Origin of the sequence: Mycoplasmoides alvi ATCC 29626, from assembly GCF_000701785.1 — a bacterium.
Taxonomy (GTDB): domain Bacteria; phylum Bacillota_I; class Bacilli_A; order Mycoplasmatales; family Mycoplasmoidaceae; genus Mycoplasmoides; species Mycoplasmoides alvi.
The window spans coordinates 140,002-159,440 of record NZ_JNJU01000002.1 but is presented as its reverse complement, the minus strand read 5'-3'; the positions used below and the strand labels follow the sequence as shown (position 1 = coordinate 159,440).

Annotated in this window: 13 protein-coding genes; all 13 read left to right on the top strand. The window is 25.4% G+C overall.

What is annotated here, in order from left to right:
* The first annotated feature begins 61 nt into the window (after positions 1-61).
* The 13 genes from rplK (at position 62) to T383_RS0101690 (ending at position 19,325) form a co-directional block, all read left to right on the top strand.
* On the top strand, positions 62-514 hold the full coding sequence (gene rplK, locus T383_RS0101750) for a 50S ribosomal protein L11 (RefSeq protein WP_033159954.1): 453 nt from the start codon (positions 62-64) through the stop codon (positions 512-514).
* A gap of 2 nt (positions 515-516) precedes the next feature.
* Positions 517-1,191, top strand: a complete 675-nt coding sequence (gene rplA, locus T383_RS0101745) for a 50S ribosomal protein L1 (RefSeq protein WP_033159953.1) — start codon at positions 517-519, stop codon at positions 1,189-1,191.
* 617 nt (positions 1,192-1,808) lie between these two features.
* Positions 1,809-2,075: an HPr family phosphocarrier protein gene (locus tag T383_RS0101740; RefSeq protein WP_033159952.1), complete on the top strand. Its 267-nt coding sequence runs from the start codon at positions 1,809-1,811 to the stop codon at positions 2,073-2,075.
* A gap of 12 nt (positions 2,076-2,087) precedes the next feature.
* Complete coding sequence (locus T383_RS0101735; protein WP_033159951.1) at positions 2,088-2,570, top strand: 2-C-methyl-D-erythritol 2,4-cyclodiphosphate synthase; 483 nt, start codon at positions 2,088-2,090, stop codon at positions 2,568-2,570.
* A complete protein-coding gene (hpt, locus tag T383_RS0101730) occupies positions 2,557-3,165 on the top strand; it encodes a hypoxanthine phosphoribosyltransferase (RefSeq protein ID WP_084269048.1) in 609 nt (202 codons plus the stop codon). The genes T383_RS0101735 and hpt overlap by 14 nt, the downstream gene beginning before the upstream one ends.
* 155 nt (positions 3,166-3,320) lie before the next feature.
* Positions 3,321-5,474, top strand: coding sequence for an ATP-dependent zinc metalloprotease FtsH (gene ftsH / locus T383_RS0101725; protein WP_084269060.1), 2,154 nt, complete (start codon positions 3,321-3,323; stop codon positions 5,472-5,474).
* Positions 5,428-6,093, top strand: a complete 666-nt coding sequence (locus tag T383_RS03750) for a hypothetical protein (protein ID WP_052663995.1) — start codon at positions 5,428-5,430, stop codon at positions 6,091-6,093. The genes ftsH and T383_RS03750 overlap by 47 nt, the downstream gene beginning before the upstream one ends.
* Position 6,094: 1 nt before the next feature.
* Positions 6,095-7,063, top strand: coding sequence for an MPN670 family protein (locus T383_RS0101715; RefSeq protein ID WP_033159950.1), 969 nt, complete (start codon positions 6,095-6,097; stop codon positions 7,061-7,063).
* A 73-nt stretch (positions 7,064-7,136) separates the two neighbouring features.
* Positions 7,137-11,219, top strand: a complete 4,083-nt coding sequence (locus tag T383_RS0101710; RefSeq protein ID WP_033159949.1) for an ABC transporter permease — start codon at positions 7,137-7,139, stop codon at positions 11,217-11,219.
* A 15-nt stretch (positions 11,220-11,234) separates the two neighbouring features.
* Positions 11,235-12,806 carry an ABC transporter ATP-binding protein gene (locus T383_RS03990; protein WP_052663993.1) on the top strand — a complete coding sequence of 524 codons (1,572 nt, stop codon included), beginning with the start codon at positions 11,235-11,237 and terminating at the stop codon, positions 12,804-12,806.
* A gap of 195 nt (positions 12,807-13,001) precedes the next feature.
* Complete coding sequence (gene secA, locus T383_RS0101700) at positions 13,002-15,548, top strand: preprotein translocase subunit SecA (RefSeq protein ID WP_084269046.1); 2,547 nt, start codon at positions 13,002-13,004, stop codon at positions 15,546-15,548.
* 90 nt (positions 15,549-15,638) lie between these two features.
* On the top strand, positions 15,639-18,002 hold the full coding sequence (locus tag T383_RS0101695; protein ID WP_033159948.1) for a hypothetical protein: 2,364 nt from the start codon (positions 15,639-15,641) through the stop codon (positions 18,000-18,002).
* A 165-nt stretch (positions 18,003-18,167) separates the two neighbouring features.
* Positions 18,168-19,325 (top strand): glycosyltransferase family 4 protein, encoded by a 1,158-nt coding sequence (locus T383_RS0101690; protein WP_033159947.1) that lies wholly within the window; start codon positions 18,168-18,170, stop codon positions 19,323-19,325.
* The last annotated feature ends 114 nt before the right edge of the window (positions 19,326-19,439 follow it).

Below are 19,439 nucleotides of genomic sequence, written 5' to 3'. Positions count from 1 at the left end.
GCAGGAGAGGATTTAAATCCTTGCATAACTGCAAAAAGAACATGAGGTGTTGCTTTTACATATGGCAAAAAAAGAAGTTACAAGAGTAGCTAAGATTGAATTAATTGGTGGTCAGGCAAAACCAGGACCTGCTTTGGCTTCAATTGGTATCAATATGGCTGAATTTACAAAACAATTTAATGATAAAACCAAAGATAGAATGGGCAAAGTAGTTCCATGTGTGATTACTGCTTTTAATGACAAATCATTTACTTTTGTTTTAAAAACTACTCCAACAACTATGTTGTTAAAAGAAGCTGCTAAAATTGAAAAAGGTGCAAAAAATGCTAAAACAGATAAGGTTGGCAAAATAAGCAAAGAAGCAGCAATTAAAATTGCTGAATACAAAATGCCTGATTTAAATGCTAATGATATTGATGCTGCACTTAGATTAATTGCTGGCACTGCTAAACAAATGGGCTTAGAAATTGAAGGAGTTAGTCCAATCAAACCTAAAAAAGAGGTTAAAAATTAATTATGGCTGGTAAGAAATTAAAAGCTGTTTTATCTAAGTTTGATTTTAAGAAAATATACGAACTTACTGAAGCAATTGATATAGTTAAAGGTTCATCAATAACTAAGTTTGACTCTTCTATTGATATTGCAATTAAATTAAATTTGGATACTACTAAAGCTGAGCAACAATTGCGTGGAGCAATTACATTACCACATAATGTAGGTAAGTCTATAAGAATATTGGCAATTACTGACAACCCTAAAGAAGCTTTGGAAGCAGGTGCTGATTTTGCTGGTGACACAGATAAAATTAATGATATTAAATCTGGTTGATTAGATTTTGATTTAATAATTACCATGCCTAAGTTTATGATCGAATTAGGAAAACTGGGTAAAATCTTAGGACCGAGAGGACTAATGCCGAACCCCAAAACTGGAACAGTTACTACAGATGTTGTTGCTACTGTTAAAGAATTTAAAAAAGGTAAAAAAGAATATCGTACTGATACTTTTGGCAATATTCATTTGATGGTTGGTAAAGTATCTACTCCAACTGCACAAGTTGTTGAAAATTGTAATGTTTTATTGGATTTAATTAAATCTAAACGTCCTTCTACAGTAAAAGGTACATACATTCAAAATATTGCTTTATCATCAACTATGGGGCCTAGTGTTAAAGTTAAAATTAATTTGTAAAAAACTTTTAATTAAAAATTAAAGTTATAAGTAGTCATATCTTTTTGATATAGTTTATTTATTGTTTTATTATGAATTTTAAATTTAGTTAAATGATTACAATTGATAACTAAATATGATTTTAAACTTATGAAAACGAACTAGTTATTTATATTGTTAAAACAAAAAACTAGATAAATTAATTGTTTAATTTTTAAAACAATTTAAAAAATTTTATAAACATTAAATCTTATCTACTAATAAACAATAATGTTTTGTTATTTTTGTCTAATGATAATAATTCATGAAATAAAGATTAATCTTAACAATGAATAAAATAAATTATTTAAAAAATTAGTAAATTAACTTTGTTTTTAATTAAAAAATCAAACTAAGTAATGAAAAAAATAACGAATCAACAAATTGCAAACTGATTAATAAAAAAACTCAATTAATTTCATCACTGCATTTTTTAGAATTGCAATATAAATAATGAATAATATATCAACACACAATAAGTTGATAATTTAATTATTACTATACAATTAAATATAATTGTATTCTAAATACTATCTTAAATAACTTTGAAATTTTGTAAAATTAAACATAGTTGTAAGAATGTTTAAAAGGGTTTAAAAATGAAATCAATTACTGTTATTATTCAAGATCCAGCTGGGTTGCATGCTAGGCCAGCTACTTTATTGGTAAAAGCCGCAAGTCAATATAAATCAAAATTAGAAATTAAAAATTCTTCTAATTCAACTGCTAATCCTAAATCCATTATTAGTTTGTTATCATTGGGCGTTAAGCAAGGAGAAACTATTGAAATTATTGCAGATGGTGAGGATGAAATGGATGCAATTACAGGCATTCAAAAAGCTTTAGAAGAAAATAATTTAATTTAAAAACACATTATTATGCAATTATGTATAGGTCTTGGTTTTGATAATCATCTCTTGGAAGATAAAAAAAATAATTTTGTAAAAATATGTGGTTTAAAAATTGAATGTGACTATAAAATTATAGCTAAATCAGATGGTGATGTTGTGCTTCATTCTTTGTCTGATGCTTTATTAGGTTCTTTAGGTTTAGGAGATATAGGTTTATACTTTCCTACTAGTGATTCTAATAATGATAATTTAGATTCAATTATTATCATAAATAAGGTACTTCAGTTAATAGAACAAAAGCATTATGAAATTGTTAATGTTGACTTAAATATCTTCTCTGAATATATTGAAATTAATCCTATTCGTAATTTGCTTTTAGAAAATTTAAGAAAAATTTTAAAAACAATTAATATTAACATAAAAGCGAAACATTATGAAAAACCTATAAAAGAATTATCATGTCAAAGTATTGTTTTGCTTCAAAAGAAGATAAATTATGAGCAAAGATAAAAATGTAAATTTAGAACTTACACCACAAAAATTAATTAGATTTAAATTAGATTCAAGAATTGAAGAATTACTAATTACCCCGGATGAAATTGAAATTGGATGTCAAAAAGCAGCAGATTGAATTAATAAAAAATACAAAAATAAAAAATTTATGATGCTTGGTATTTTAAAAGGATGTATTCCTTTTATTGGCAAGTTAATAGACAAAATTAAGCCTGACATGACATTAGATTTTATGACAGTTTCTTCATTTAAAGGCAAAATGGTTGCTGAAGGAGCTCCGAAAATTGTTATGGATTTGTCTGAAAATGTTAAAGGTAAAAATGTTTTATTAGTTGAAGATGTTGTAGACACAGGAAACACAATAAGCTTGGTTATGGATATGTTGAAATTTCGAGGAGCTAAGTCTGTTAATTTAATTACTTTTATTGACAAACCAGATAAAAGAAAAACAAAAGTTAAAATTGATTATTCTTGTTATACATTACCTGATAAGTTTTTAGTAGGTTTTGGATTAGATTATGAAGGCATGCTTAGAAATCTCCCATACATTGGTACATTAAAAAAATCTGTTTATGAAAAAACTAAAAAATAAGCACTTTTCTTAATAATTTGGTTTTTTATTTATAATATATTAAGTTAACAAAAATCATAGTAAATTTCTGTATGCTTGGTTTTTGTTTTTCATCGCACATAAGTGAGTAACTTTGAATGGCTATTAAATCTTCTAATAACCTAGACGGCAATAAAATGAATGAAAACAGGATGGATCCTGCTAAGCGTCGTTCATTGATTGTTAACATAATAGTTTGAACAATTATTTTAGGTATTATTATTGCAATAATTGTGGTTGTTTCTTTACCCCAAACTAGTGTTATATCTATTACCTTTTCTGTTGGTGCTGATGGCAAATTATATGCTTTATTACCAGGTAGATTAGATCAATTGTTGGTAAACCCAAATTCTTCTTTTTCAACTAGTTTAATTAGTGATACAAAATTTTGAACTCAAATAAATATTGATCAAGTTGGGAATGTCTTAGTTCAAGGTCAGTACAATCCTGCTGATGGAACTTGACAAATTGGTAATTTAATAATTAACAAAGGAGCAGGTTCAGGAACATTTGGTTTGAAAGAAACTGATGGTACGATTTCTGATATAACACAAAGTTTAGTGGGTTATAGAGATGCTCTTTTAAGAGTTGGAAATATCCAACCAACTAACACTGCTGCTCAAACAACTTTAAACATTTTAATTTCATTATTACCAGTTATCATAATGATTATTATTTTCTCTTTCTTTTTCCGTGCTTTACGCAAAGGAGTTGGTGGTCTTGGTGGTGAAGGCGAAGGAGAAAGTGTTTTTACAATTGGTCGTTCACAAGCTAAATTAGCTAAATCTGGAGTTAGATTTAGTGATGTTGCAGGCATAGAAGAAGAAAAGAATGAATTAATTGAAATTGTTGATTATCTAAAATATCCTGAAAGGTATGCACAAATGGGAGCAAGGGTACCAAGAGGAGTTATTTTATATGGACCTCCTGGTACTGGTAAGACTCTATTAGCAAAAGCAGTAGCTGGCGAAGCTGAAGTTCCTTTCTTTCAAGTTACTGGTTCTGCTTTTGAAGATATGTTGGTTGGTGTTGGTGCCAAAAGGGTAAAAGACTTATTTGCTAAAGCTAGAAAAGCAGCTCCTTGTATTATTTTTATTGATGAAATTGATTCAGTAGGTTCTAAACGTGGTAGATTTGAAGTTTCTAACTATTCACTTGCAGAACAAACTTTAAATCAATTGTTAGCTGAAATGGATGGTTTTAATAATCGAACTGGGATTGTTGTTATGGCTGCTACAAATCGTCTAGATGTTTTAGATGATGCTTTATTGCGTCCAGGTAGATTTGATCGTCATATTCAAGTTAATTTACCCGATGTTAAAGAACGTGAAGCTATTCTTAAAATTCATGCAAGCAATAAAAATTTATCTGCTAAGGTTAATTTAAAAGATATTGCAAAAAGGACTCCTGGTTTTTCAGGTGCTCAACTTGAAAATGTTTTAAATGAAGCAACGTTATTAGCTGTTCGTGCTAAGCGAAATGCTATTACAACTGGTGATTTGGATGAAGCTATTGATAGAGTAATGGCTGGACCTGCTAAAAAATCTAGAGTTATGACAGAATTTGATAAAAAACTTACAGCATATCATGAAGCTGGTCATGCACTTGTAGGTTTACACCTTGAAGGAGCCGATGAAGTTCAAAAAATTACTATTATTCCAAGAGGCCAAGCAGGTGGTTACACATTATCTACCCCTAAAGATGCTGAAATGTTAATGAAACGTAAATCTGATCTATTACACATGGTAGCAAGTGCTTTAGGAGGAAGAGCAGCTGAAGAATTAATTTTTGGCAGTAATTCAATTACAACAGGGGCTTCAAATGATTTTTATAAAGCCACAAATATTGTTAAAACAATGGTTACTCAATTAGGTATGAGTCGATTGGGAATGGTCCAATATGTTCCAAGCGAAGGTGTAGTTAATCCAAATGCTCGGTTGTATTCAGATAAAACTGCTGAGGAAATTGATAAAGTTATTGCTGAAATTATTTCTGAACAATATGAAGTTGCTAAAAAAATTCTTCAAGATAATCGCGAAGAACATGAATTAATTGTTCAAGCATTGTTATTACAAGAAACTATTTTGAAAAAAGATATTGATTATATTCATAAAGAGCACAAATTACCACCTGAAGCTTTGGCAATTCAAAAACAAAATGAAGAAGCAAGCAAGAAAAAGCATGAAGAAGTTGCAGATAAAGAACCAAATGATGCTTCTAAAAAAATAGTTGAACCAAAAAATAATGGAAACACATTATCTGAATCAAACAAACCAAAACAACCAAACTAATTATTTAGTTTTAAGAAAATTTATTTTTGCATTAGTTTTTCATTTTTCCAAAAATGAAAAAAAGATTAATAGTTTAAGTAATTATTTAGGTTTTGAAAATTTAGGAACTAAATTAACTATTTATTTTCAAAAATTAGAAAAAATCTTTCAAAAATATGATAATTCTGAATATCATTTACCTATGATTGATTTTTTTGAAACTACTAAGAATATTTTTGATGATTTACATGGAGAAATAATTTTTTATTGATTTTCAATTTTTCTAAAAAATTGATATTTTTATAAAAGTTTTGATCCTAAGTTAGCAATTATAGATTCTTTATATAATGCAACCCTTGACATAGAAAAAAAATTTAGATTAAGTGTTAAAGACAAAAGTTTTTATTCAATCTTGTTACCATGTATTAAATTTATTTATTTTAATAAAAATCTAGATACTGATGAATTAAAAAATAAGTTATCAGTTATTTTAAATTCTAGTTTAAAGCAAAATATTAATTGTAAATCACATTGAAGCAAGATTAGATATCTTGGCAAAAGAAGTATTGGAATTGTGGATCCTTGATCATATGTAATTTATTTAATATTTGATTTTTTTATAACAAGTAATCATGCCTAACATGCCTAAGAACAAATCTGAAATAAAAAAAATTGATCTTATTTTGCTAGATCAAAAAAATTTTAAAAAAACTACAACTTTAGGAACAGTCTTTATAATATTTCTCTTAGTTGGATTTATTTTAAATCAATATTTTTTGGTAAAGAATCCTTTGGCATATTATTCTGTTCTAGGAGTTTTAATTTTTTTTACAGTTGCATTATTTGTTATATTTTTTTTAATTAATTTTATTAGAACTAAGCGTTTCTTATTGTTTAATAAACAAAATCATGAAGATAAATTAATTGAAAAATATAATTTGAATTCTAATGTAGATTTTTGCAAAAATATTAATTTTGATCCTTCATTAGAAACTATTCCAATACAAAATTTTAGACCACTTTATTTACCTGCTTACTTTGAATATTTATCTAAGTCAAATGATTATTTAATAAAATTTAAAAATGATGATATGACAATTCAATTTGTTATTGGGACATTTAAATTAGTATCTAAACTACCACAATTATCTTTAGAACCAATTAAAAAAATTTTAATAATAAAACTAAATTCTTTTGGCGATGAAAAATTTTATATTTGTAAAAAAAATTCAATATCAACAAAACAAATTTCATTGCAAATTAATTCAGATGAATTTGTAATAAATTCTGATTTAGATAAAAATTATTTAATTTATCAAGAAAAAAAGGGAAATAATTTAAATTTTAACAATGAATTTTTACAAAATAATATGTATCGCTCTTTAACTGATAATAAAAATTTTGAGTTGTACAATACCAAGGAATCTGCTTATTTAATATTTGAATTGCCTAGTACATTTATGGATAGTTCATTAAGGCCGGAAGAAAGCATAAAAAATTTTGATAAAAACTTAGAAAAACAAGCTGAATATGATCTAATTATTTTAGATCTTTTGAAAACAATGAAAAGAACAATTGAATTAGATTTGTTAATAACTAATGAATTTTAAATATTAATTAAATCATTTAATAAATAAGGTTATAATTTAATCCATAAATAACTTATTGAGGTCTTATTTTCTTTTGAAAAATCTTTTTAAAAATGTTTTTCGTTCTTTTTCAAAAACTAAGACTGCTATAGTGGCATTGTTCTTTTTAATGTTTTTATCTTTAGGTGTATTTGCCGTATTAGATAATACTTCACATAATTTAAACAATTCATATGTTTCATTAGTTAAAAAAGGCAATCTTAATGATTTTGTTGTTAATGAAAAATATGATTATGGGCCGATGCAATTTGATGCATTAGATAATTCAACTGGGCAACCTGTAACTGAAACTATTACTGTCGGAACACCAATTACAATTAAATTATCAGATGATTCTAAAAATTATTTAGTTCAAAATGCATACAATCAAAACAAAGCAAAATATGAAAAATATTATGTTGGTTTTATTATGCCATGGCCGACAAATATAGGAGCATTAACACCATACGAATATGTAATATCACAGTTAAATGACACTAGTTTGATTTTTGGGAATTTATTAAAAAATGATTACAATATTAATGTTAGGTCAGAATTGGATAGTTTAGGTTTAACTTATCGTAATTATGAGTCTTTAGAAATAACTGATGGCAATAAATTAAAAAAAATTGTTAACTCTAATCCTCAGGATAAAATAAATAAATTAGTTATTTATGAAGGAGATCAGTTATCACAATCAATGAATGATCTTTTTCTTGTATATCAAAATATTTATCAAAAAATTCATGATGCTAATAGTGCCAGTTTTTTATCTGACCCTGTAGCAAATTCAATAGATCCTTCTACTCATTTGCCTACAATCCAAGAAAATCAATTAATATCTTTTTATCAAGCATTAAAAATAAATGCTGATCCTAATGCTGACTCTAGTTTAGTTCAAATTATAAATATACTTAATACTGCAATTCAAAATAATGGTAAATTAACAAATGTAGCAGATCAAAATCAACTGTATCAAATTTTTGGAAGTAATTCTCAGTTTACAAATGAAGGATATGCTTGAAACATTTTATGAAATAATACTCATGTTATATCGATGATAGATCCAACTTCTTTTGAGGTTATTATTTCACCAAGTAATTGAAAATATTTAAGTTCAGAAAAAGCTATATATTCAAATACAAGCGAATGAGACAACATTAAAACTAAATCTTCAAAAGAAATAAATAACTGAATCAAAAATTTAGATCCTAGATATAAAATCAAAATTGGAAGTATTGAATATTTAATTAGAGGTGTGGGTCTAACACCTGATTTTATGTATCCAGTTTTTAATATTAGTTCTTTGGTTCCAGATCCCCAAAATCAAGAACTTTATTTTACTAATAATAATGGTTATGGCCTAATACATAAATCATTTTTAACAAATCCAATAGAAAAATATATTGTTGGTAAATTTAATTCTTCATCAACATCACAACAGCAACTGGATGAACTAAATCAAATTAATAACTGAGCATCAACAAATATGTCATGACCATCAAATGTTAAATCAGCATATTTAAGTACTGATCAAAGCAATTATTTAAATTTAAATGCTATTAGAACAACTTTTGTTACATCATTAATAAACACAATAACATTAGTTTCTGGCATTTTAACTAGTGTTATATTAGGTTTAGCTTTATTTGTAGGTATATTGGTTATTGTTAATTATATGCGTAAAAATAAATTTAGTTTTGCTGTTTTGCAATCTAATGGGTACCCTAAACATAAAATTGCTTTTAGTTTATTACCATTTAGCACTATACCAATAATAGTTGGTTCTGTTTGTGGTTATTTAGTTGGTTTTTCTTTGCAAAGAGTTGCATTAAATATTTTTTCAAACTATTGGTTTATTCCAACCTATATATCTGCATTAAATCCTTTAGTGTTTTTAGTTACCATTATTTTTCCAGTTATTTTCTTTTTATTATTTACTTTTTTAGCTGGTTTATTTTTTCTTCGTTCTAATGTTGTTCAAAGTCTGAAAAATGACAGTGATTATAAAATTTCTCGATTTGCTTTAATAATGAAAACACCATTTTCTGCATTTAGTGTTTTAACCCGTTTTCGTGCAGCAATTGCTTTTAATGCTTTTTTAAAGCTTATTGTTTTGTCAATTTTATCTGGATCTGTTATGGTAGTTTCTAATTTTGCATTATCATCAATAGGACTTTTTGATAGGGCAAGACAAAATACAATAAATAGTCATAGATATGAATATGCTATTGATTTAGAAACTCCTACTGAACAAAGTGGCATTTTAAAATACCAACCTTTATCAAGTTTGGGTCGAACTGATGCTTTTACAACAACAGATAATCCTGAGTATTTTATGAATAATTCTAGTTATGATGTGTGAAACTGAGGTAGTCAAAATGTTAAGTCTCAAAAATTTCAATGAGATAATATTCATATTACCAACATTAATGATATGACTTATCAAACATCAAATATTACTTATTTAAAAAATTTAGTTCAATCAAAAATAATGTTGGACTATACCATTAATGGGTTAGGTAGTACAACAAACCCATGATCTTTATCTTCATCATTAATGCCGGTAAATCAAATGGCAGCTTCAAATTATTCATATCAGAAATTATTAGAAGCTATTTATACAGATCCAAAAACTACACCCGAAGAAAAAATAGAAAATGAAAAATACATAGTTAGAACTCCAAGTATAGATGACCCAACCAAAATAACTTATTCTATTAATAGTCAAAATGCTGTTAATTCTACTTTATCAATTATTTTTAGTGGAGTTCTAAAATCTGATTATTTGAAGTGATTAAATAATAATTTAAATAAACTTGAAAATCAATATTTTATAGATGAAAAAGGACAACCAATATTAGATTATAAGATTTCATACAATGTAATAGGACTTGATAATCAAACTATAGGTAACACTGCAGAGTATAAAAATGGGGTACAGTCTCCTAAGTATTCATATACAAGAATTGATGCTATTGATAAAAATGCAAACACTATATCCATTAAAGGAATTAAAAATTGAATTAAAAATCAAGTAATTCCAGATGACTATTTAGGTCCTGTTCTTTCTGATAGTAAAAAAAATATTATCAACGAAAAATTATTTAATTCATCAGTAAATAATCCAATAATAATTAATTTGTATACTGCAAAAAAATATAATTTAAGTATTGGTTCAGAAATTACTTTAGATGTCATCAATACTTATGACAGAATTACAAGGAAACATAATAAAGAATTAACAAATATACCTGTAACTTTTACAGTTGTAGATATTTGCAATTCCGCTAAAGATAATGAAATTTATATTTCCTATGAAAATGCAAATAAGATTTTAGGATTTCCTCAAGATGTAATTAATAAAAATCTAGCTTTTAATGGCGTTTATTCACAAACATTAAATACTTTAGACTATTCAACAAGTTTATTTTCGGCATCAGGTTTATTTCCTGGCACAAGTAGTTTTGATAGTAGTAATAATTTAATGTTACAAATTATTAAATCTACTTTAAATAACTATAATCCATCTAGTGATAATTTAAATAGCTTAAATACTAAAAACTTTAAAGCACTTGAAAAGGCGTTATGTAGAACTTTAAATAAAACTGATGATCCAGCAAAATGTTTACAGGAATTAAATAGCTTGTATTCAGGACTACCATATACAACAATGATTGATTACATTGATAATTCAGGTTCCAATAATCAGTTATTTAATACAATTGCTCAAACAACTACTACAATTCAAAATATTGTTATTGGAATTGTTTTGCCAATAGCAGTTTTAATTGTTATTTTAATATCTAATATGTTGATTGAAGAGTTACGTAAAATTGGAATAAAACTTAAAGCATTAGGTTTAACAACTAAAGAAATTTTATTAAGTTTTTTATCTATTTATGTACCTGTGTTTTTTATTGGATTAATTGTATCAATTCCAGTAGCTTTAGGTTTAATTTCCCAATACAATACTATTGTCTTTAATGCATCTAATATTGCATTATTGGCATCATTATCACCAATAACTGTTTTAATATCTATGGTTGGTTTAACATTGTTATTTTCATTATCATTTATTATTAATTGATTTGTATTAAGAAAATTAAGTATTACACAAGAAATGAAAAGTTTTTAAAAGGTATTTCTCTTTATGTTCAAAAATAAATTAGATGAATCATTAGTTAGCAAAGATCTACTGCCCCTTGAAGAAAAAACTGAAGTAATAACAGATTTTGTTTTTTTTAAGCAAAAGGTTTATGATTTTTTAAATTTTTGAGAAAAAAATCTAAATACTAAAATTCAAGATATTGAATTATTAAAACAATCTTTTTTTATTAAATTAAAAATAAACTTAAAACACAATGAAATTAAAAGATTATTTAAAGATATTAAAAAATATGTAAATAAACCTGAATCAGTACCAAATTTTTTAATTATTAAAGAGAATAATACAACAACATATAATTTTCAAATATTAAATAAAATTTTAATGAGGCAAATAAATGGTTTTCTTTCATTTATAGAAAATCTAACATCATTAGACCATGGCAAAAACATTAATTCAGTTACATCATTTGTTGATAATAGTCAAACATATTCACTCGCATTAAAACTTGATGAAGAATCAAGTTTTCAAATGGTCAATGATTATGAAAAGAAACTTTATAATTATTTTGAAGAATTAGATAAAAATATTTTTGATTTAGCAAGCATGGGAGTTTTTGATAAATTTCAGAGTGCACATGATGCACTAAAAATTAAACGAAATGCAAAAATTGATAATTTTGTTAAAACATGAAAATCATCTAAAAAAATTGCTAATTTATCAAAAAATGATAATAAATCTACTTTAAAAAAATTTTATAAACAATATGACAATTTAAAGAAAAATTTAGAATACCTTTTTTGAAAAATTGAAGTACATAAAATTAATTTTTTGAATAAACCTCAGAAAAAGATTAAAAAAGATAAAATTACCAAAACCTTTCCATATATTGAATCTGATTACATTATTGATTTGGAAAATGTGTATAAATATTATAGCAATGGAGTTACTACTAACCGGGTATTAAATAACATTAATTTAAAAATAAAAGCTGGTAATTTAGTTGTTATTTTGGGTCCTTCAGGATCTGGAAAAACTACTTTATTGAATATTATCTCAGGAATGGATAGGGCCACTTTTGGAAAAACAATTATTGCAAACACAAATTTATTAAATTTAAATGATTCACAATTAACAGAGTTTAGACGTAATAATATTGGTTATATTTTTCAACAGTATGGATTATTGCCTAATTTAACTGTAAAAGAAAATATTGAAATTGGAGCTTTTTTACAATCTAATGCTAAAAAACGTTTAAATATTGATAATTTGTTGCATGATATTGGAATGTTTGAATACCGTAATCGTTTGCCTTCTGAATTATCTGGCGGGCAGCAACAAAGGGTTTCGATATTAAGAGCAATAGCTAAAAATCCTAAAATTATTTTTGGTGACGAACCTACTGGAGCATTAGATGAAGAAATGACTCAAATTGTTTTAGAACAATTTATTAAAATTAATAAGGAACATAAAACAACAGTTATTATTGTTACACATAATCCATTGATTGCTGAACTAGCCACATGTGTAATTCGTGTTCATAATGGTAAAATTAAAAGCATTGTTTATAATGATAATCCAAAAAGTGTTTCAGAAATTAAATGAAGTTCTGACTAGCTTATGACTGTAATAAAGATATAACTAAATTGTTGAAAATAAAATAGTCGATTTTATTATTATCATTTAAATAAATAGGCATTAAACACTAATTTTAATCATTTTTTTGTGTTAAAATTTCAATATAATTAAGATAAAGTTTAGATATTAAACTTTATTTTTGCATGTTTGCTAGTGCCTAAATAGAAGGTTCCAATGTTAAATAAATTTTTTAGATTGATTTCACCTAGAAATAGGATTTTAAATAAAGCTGAGAAAATAGCTTATAAAATAGATGAATTAAAGGATGAATATCGTTCTTTAACTGATGATCAATTGAAGTCCAAAACATCTTTTTTTATAAAGGAATTAGAAGCTGGCAAATCACTTGATGATATTGCAATTCATGCATTTGCAACCATTCGAGAAGCAGTTTATCGTGAAAATAACCAATTTGCATACTTAGTTCAACTTGTAGGTGCATATGTTGTATATCAAGGCGATTTTGCTGAAATGATGACAGGTGAAGGTAAAACTTTAACATTGTTTTTAGCTGCATATGTTAATGCCTTAGAAAAAAAAGGCGTACATATTGTAACTGTTAATGAATACCTAGCACAACGTGATGCAGAATTAGCAGGGCGTATATTTGCTCGATTGGACATGACAGTAGGTTGCAATACCTCTAATTTAGCTCCAATTAAGAAAAAAGAAGCCTTTGCTTGTGATATTACTTATACAACGAATTCAGAATTGGGTTTTGATTATTTAAGAGACAACATGGTTGGCAATTATGATGATAAAAAAATTCGAGGATTGCATTATGCTATAGTTGATGAAGGTGACTCTGTTCTAATTGATGAAGCTAGAACGCCATTAATTATTTCAGGACAGCCTAAAAAAGATTTTAGTTTATATTTTGCAGCTGATAAGTTTGTTTCTACTTTGCATGAAAATGATTACAAAATTGATGAAGAATCTCGATCCCCTTCACTGACAGAAAGTGGAATCATTAAAGCTGAAAATTTTTTTAAGGTTAAAAATTTATTTAACATTGAAAATTCTGATTTATTTCATAAGATAAGTAATGCTTTAACTGCAAACAAAATATTTGAAAATGGTAAAGAATATATTGTTAAAGATAATCAAATTTTGATTGTAGATCATTTTACTGGCAGAATTTTAGAAGGCCGTAGTTACAATAGTGGATTACATCAGGCTGTCCAAGCAAAGGAAAGAGTTCCAATTGAACCTGAAAATGTTGTAGTTGCAACCATTACATATCAATCATTTTTTAGATTGTACAAAAAATTAGCTGCTGTTTCTGGTACAGCATTAACTGAATCAGAAGAATTTTTAAAAATTTATAACTTAGTTGTTGTTCCTATACCTACTAACAAACCTGTAATTCGAATTGATCACCCTGATCATGTATTTGGTAACGCTAATCTTAAGTGACAAGTTGTTGTAAAAGATATTTCTGAACATCATGCAAAAGGACAACCAATTTTAGTTGGAACAGCCAGTGTTGAAGACTCAGAAATTTTACATAATTTATTAAGAGAAGCAAATATACCTCATGAAGTTCTTAATGCCAAAAATCATGCCCGTGAGGCAGAAATTATTAGCAATGCAGGACAAAAAGGTGCTGTTACAATATCTACAAATATGGCTGGTCGAGGAACAGACATTAAATTAGGAGAAGGGGTTTTAGAATTAGGTGGACTTTATGTAATTGGCACAGAAAGACATGAATCTAGAAGAATTGATAATCAATTACGTGGGCGTGCAGGTCGCCAAGGTGATGTTGGAGAAAGTCGTTTTTTTATTAGTTTTTCTGACAGTTTATTTAAACGCTTTGCACAAGATAAAATTGAAAAGGCCATAATTAAATTGGGTGATGATTCTTTTGATTCTAACTTTTTTTCTAGAATGTTAGATAAAACTCAAAAAAAAGTTGAATCAATCAATTTTGATGTACGTAAAAACTTAATTGATTATGATCATGTTTTGTCTAGTCAACGTGAATTAATATATAAACAACGTGATAAAGTGCTATTGGCTAAAGATTTGTCTGGTATTATTCAAAACATGCAAAAACAATTAGTTGCTAGTTTAGTTGAAAAATATCGAGATGCTAAAAATCAAAATTTAGTTAATCATAATTATTTATCTGATAATCTAAATAATAATTTATTAGGCATTGGTGTAACGACTCCATCTGATTTTGAAAATTTAACAATTGCATCTGCCAATGAAAAAGTTAATTTATTTATTTCTGATATGGTAAATAAAAAAATTAATATGATTACACCTGCAATCGCCACTAAAGTTTTTAAAGATATAATTATCCAATCAATTGATAATTTGTGAATTGAACATTTAGATCGGGTTTTAAAATTACGTGAAGGTGTAAGTTTAAGGTCTTTGGAACAAACAAGTCCTTTAAATATTTATGTTAAGGAAGCTGACATTTTATTTAATCGAATGTTAGCTGATGTGGCAAAAGCTGTTATTACCAATATTTGTCAAATTTCTACACCAACAACACAAATTAATCAAGAAACCTTAGATTCTGTAGCACTACAACAGCGAGCAGAGGCATTAGAACAGTTAGAAATCATTAAACGTCAACAACAAATGCGCAAAGAGTTATTAGAAAAACTTCAAAGTGAGACATTTGCAAAGTTAAGTGTTGAACCAACACCAATAAATGAAGCAAATAACAACAATGTAGAACCTCTAGGTAATAGTTCTAATTAAAAGAGCCATGTAACGATTTATTTGTTTTAAATAATTTATTTATAATTTATTAAATTTGGTTTAGGATGCTTATAAAATAAAATTAATTTAATGATCTTTTTTTTAATTATTGGTCTTTTTTTAAGTCCTTTTTTATTAAATACAATTAAAGTTCTTTCACTTAAAAAAAAATTGTGAATGGAACCTTTATTTTTCATTTTATTTGTTTTATTTTTTTTACAAATAAGCTTGTCTTGATTTTCTTTACTTCAAATTCCATCATATTTTCTTTATGTTATTTTAGCTTATTTTTGTTTTTTTGTAATTATTGGATTTTTGTTATTTTCAATAATAAAACTTATTTTTAATAAGCAAATAAATTGAAGAAATTTAAATTGAAAAATTATTTTTAAACATAACTATTCTTCTATCATTTGTTTTTGTTTGTTGCTTATTAGTTTGATTTTTTTAGTTTCCTTTCCAGATATCATAACTTTTTCAGATACTAATGCATATATTTCTATTAGTAATTATTTTAAAAATGGTCATTACACAATGAATAACAATGATCCATTGTCATACATATATCTATTGCCATCTGGATTTTATTTAAATAGCGCTTTTTCTAGTCGTGAATATTTGCCTGTTGCATATAACATTCTTTGATCTTTATTAATTTTTTATATTTTTTATTGGTCTGTTAAATATTTTGTAGATACTAGTTCATTTCATTGGATTGAAAAATATAAATTAATGTTTACTGCTTTATTTTCTTCATTGTATGTTTCTATATCTTTTATTATTATTTTTTTATTACCCTCAGGTAATTATGAAATTCAAGCGTTATTCATCTTTATTGCTTTTATTTTTGTATTAACCAAATCTATTCATTATGTTCCTGTTTTACTTATTGTTTCTCAATTTTTTAGTATTACAGGCGCTTTAATAAATATTCCTATATTTTTAATTAGCTTCATTTATTTATTTTTTGCAGGTAAACGATTATATATAATGTATGCAACTTGAATTGGCATATATTTTGGATTTATTTTATTAAGTATATTTTTTCAAAATAACTCATATTTACAAACTTTATTTATTTTATTAGGTTTATTTTTATTATTAAGTTTTTCTTTAGTAACTTTTTTATTATCTAGAAACTATAAATTTATTTGACTATATAATTATTCTTTTAATTGGAGATTTAATTTTAATAAATTAATAAAATCTATTAATTTGAAATTGTTATTTATTTTTGTAATTTATATTTTGGCATTTATAGAAATGTTTATTGTTACCTATTTTATTACATTAAATACCGTTAAAGATTTATTAATTCTATTATATTTAGGTGGAGGCATTATTTTTCTTATTTATGGTTCTTACTACATATATTTATGAATTAAGCATCAAAAAGAATTTAAGGCAATTAGATGAATTATTGTATTCCAATTGGGTTATATAATTTATGTTTTAGCAACTCAAGGATTATTTAATTTGTTTAATGCAAATGCATCATCTTGAAGAATTATTCTCTCAACAATTACTTTGGGATATGTTTCTACATATGTTGGATTAATTGTTATTTTATTGTTAAATATCATTAATAATGACTATATTTACTTTACCAAACAAATGTGAATTCATAAAAAGAAATATATTAAAAAATTATATTTAATAAACATTGGTTTATCCTCTAGTTTAGTTGGTTGTGCTTCAATCTTAACAATAGTTTCTTGGACAATTAGGTGAAATTGAATAAATCAAATTAATGATAATATAGTCTCTAATAGACAGAACTTTCAATTGAATTTAGAAGATTATGAGCAACTAAATATGATTAATAACTTAGTTAGAGCTCCAAATAATATTGCAACTAATTATTTTGAAAATAAACCTTCTATAATTCCTTATTCTTATTATTCAGATATTAATTTAAGTTTGGAATTAAATAATTGTTATGCTTTTACATATGGGCCAACATGGGAAACGGGTTTATATAATAATTTTGTTCTTGGAGATGCTTGATTAAAAGTTTTCCAAAATCGCAGCATAAGCACCTTAATGTATGTTGATAATCAAAATACAACAATTAATTTCAATTATATTTTGCAAATGGCTATTTCTAATATTAATCGAGATTTAACTATAGATTATCCAAATATTCAAGTAGCACCAAAGTTAATACCAAAAAACCAAAATTATACTTTAATTAATAGTAATGATGATGTTCCCATAACCACTGATCAAATTTCTGTTCATGGAGCACCTGATTTTTTAATTCTAAATAAAAATACAGACTACTATTCTTCTTTAGAAATAATTAAATCTTTTTATTTATATACGAAACTAAATCCTGACATAAATTCAAATAATTTTATTTTTAGTCTAACTAATACTTATGGTTATCAGTTTATGAAGGAAACAAAAAATGCAATTTATTTTTACAATAACAAAACTTTTATAACAAAGTAATTTATTCATTTTTTAAAAATCTAAAAATAATAAACATTTTTATTGTAGATATTGTTTATTGCATTTTATATAATTGTTCACATATAAGTAATAATTTAGAAGTTAGATTAAGATTAAATTCATTATTTAAAATAAGGTCTATAAAATTTTTTCTAAATATAACAAATGAAAAAAAAAGTTTTAATTATTAACAATCAACAACATAACTACGCAGGTGGTGTAGAAAAATATTCTCGTAATTTAATTACTATTTTGCATAGTCTTGATTATGAAATTTATGAGTATGCTACTTTAGAAAATATTCAAAATAAAGTTTGCGAACCTATTCAATATGTTAAGCAAATCAATTTTAAATATAAAAATAAGTTTCAAGAGTTAAATTTAAAACAATTTAATAATAATTTATTTACTTTTTTATTACATGCAACAGATGAAATTAAAGTAATAAAAAAACAACGTGAACATTTAAAAGAAATTGCTAAAAATTTTGATTTAATTATTTGTAATACCAATTTTGTTGGAGGTTTGAATGATAAAGATCATTCAAAACTAATTTGAGTTCAGCACTTTGATTTTGCTACTTTAAAACATCTAGTTTTAATACCTCGATTAATTTTAAAACTTTTTACTAAAATGACATTCCCATATAAAGAAATTAAACAAAAAGTTGTTTTTTCTAGAAGAAGCAAAGATTTGTATAAAAAATTATTTTTTAATTTATACAAAAAATCAAAGTTTTATGAAATACCACTTACAATGAGTAATGATTTAATTAAACTTCCCCAAAATATTAATAATAAAATTTACAAACCTATTGCTTTCATGGGAAGACTTCAAGATGAACATCATAAAAAAATTAAACTTGCTAATAAAGTTGCTAAACATTTAGGCACAAAAATAAATGCATATGGTACATATTCAGATAATTTCTTAAAAAAATATCCTTATATTAATTTTTTAGGATCTTACAAACCTACTGATTTAGAGAAAATTTTGAATGACTCTTCATTAGTTTTAATGACAAGCAAATATGAAGGGATGCCATATGTAGGTATTGAAGCAATCAATTATTCGACTCCTATAATAGTTAGAAATTCTTATGCAGAAGCAAAAACTTTAGTCATGCATAATAATGGGATTCTTTTAAATAAATTTATGAAACCTAAAACAATTGCTAAGGAAATTAAAAATTTATTAAATGATAAAAATCGTTATACTGAAATGGTTCATAATACACTTAAATTTCAAAATGAACTTTCGCATCAAGTTTTTGTAGATAAATGAAAAGAAACAATTGAAGCAGTGATGAAAGAAAATATTTAATGAAAATTAATGTAGTGATTTACTTGCTTTTATAAAAGTAAAATAAACAATATATAATTATCTTACATTTTAAGCATTTATTTCATAAATTGGGTTCATTAATGGCATTCCAAT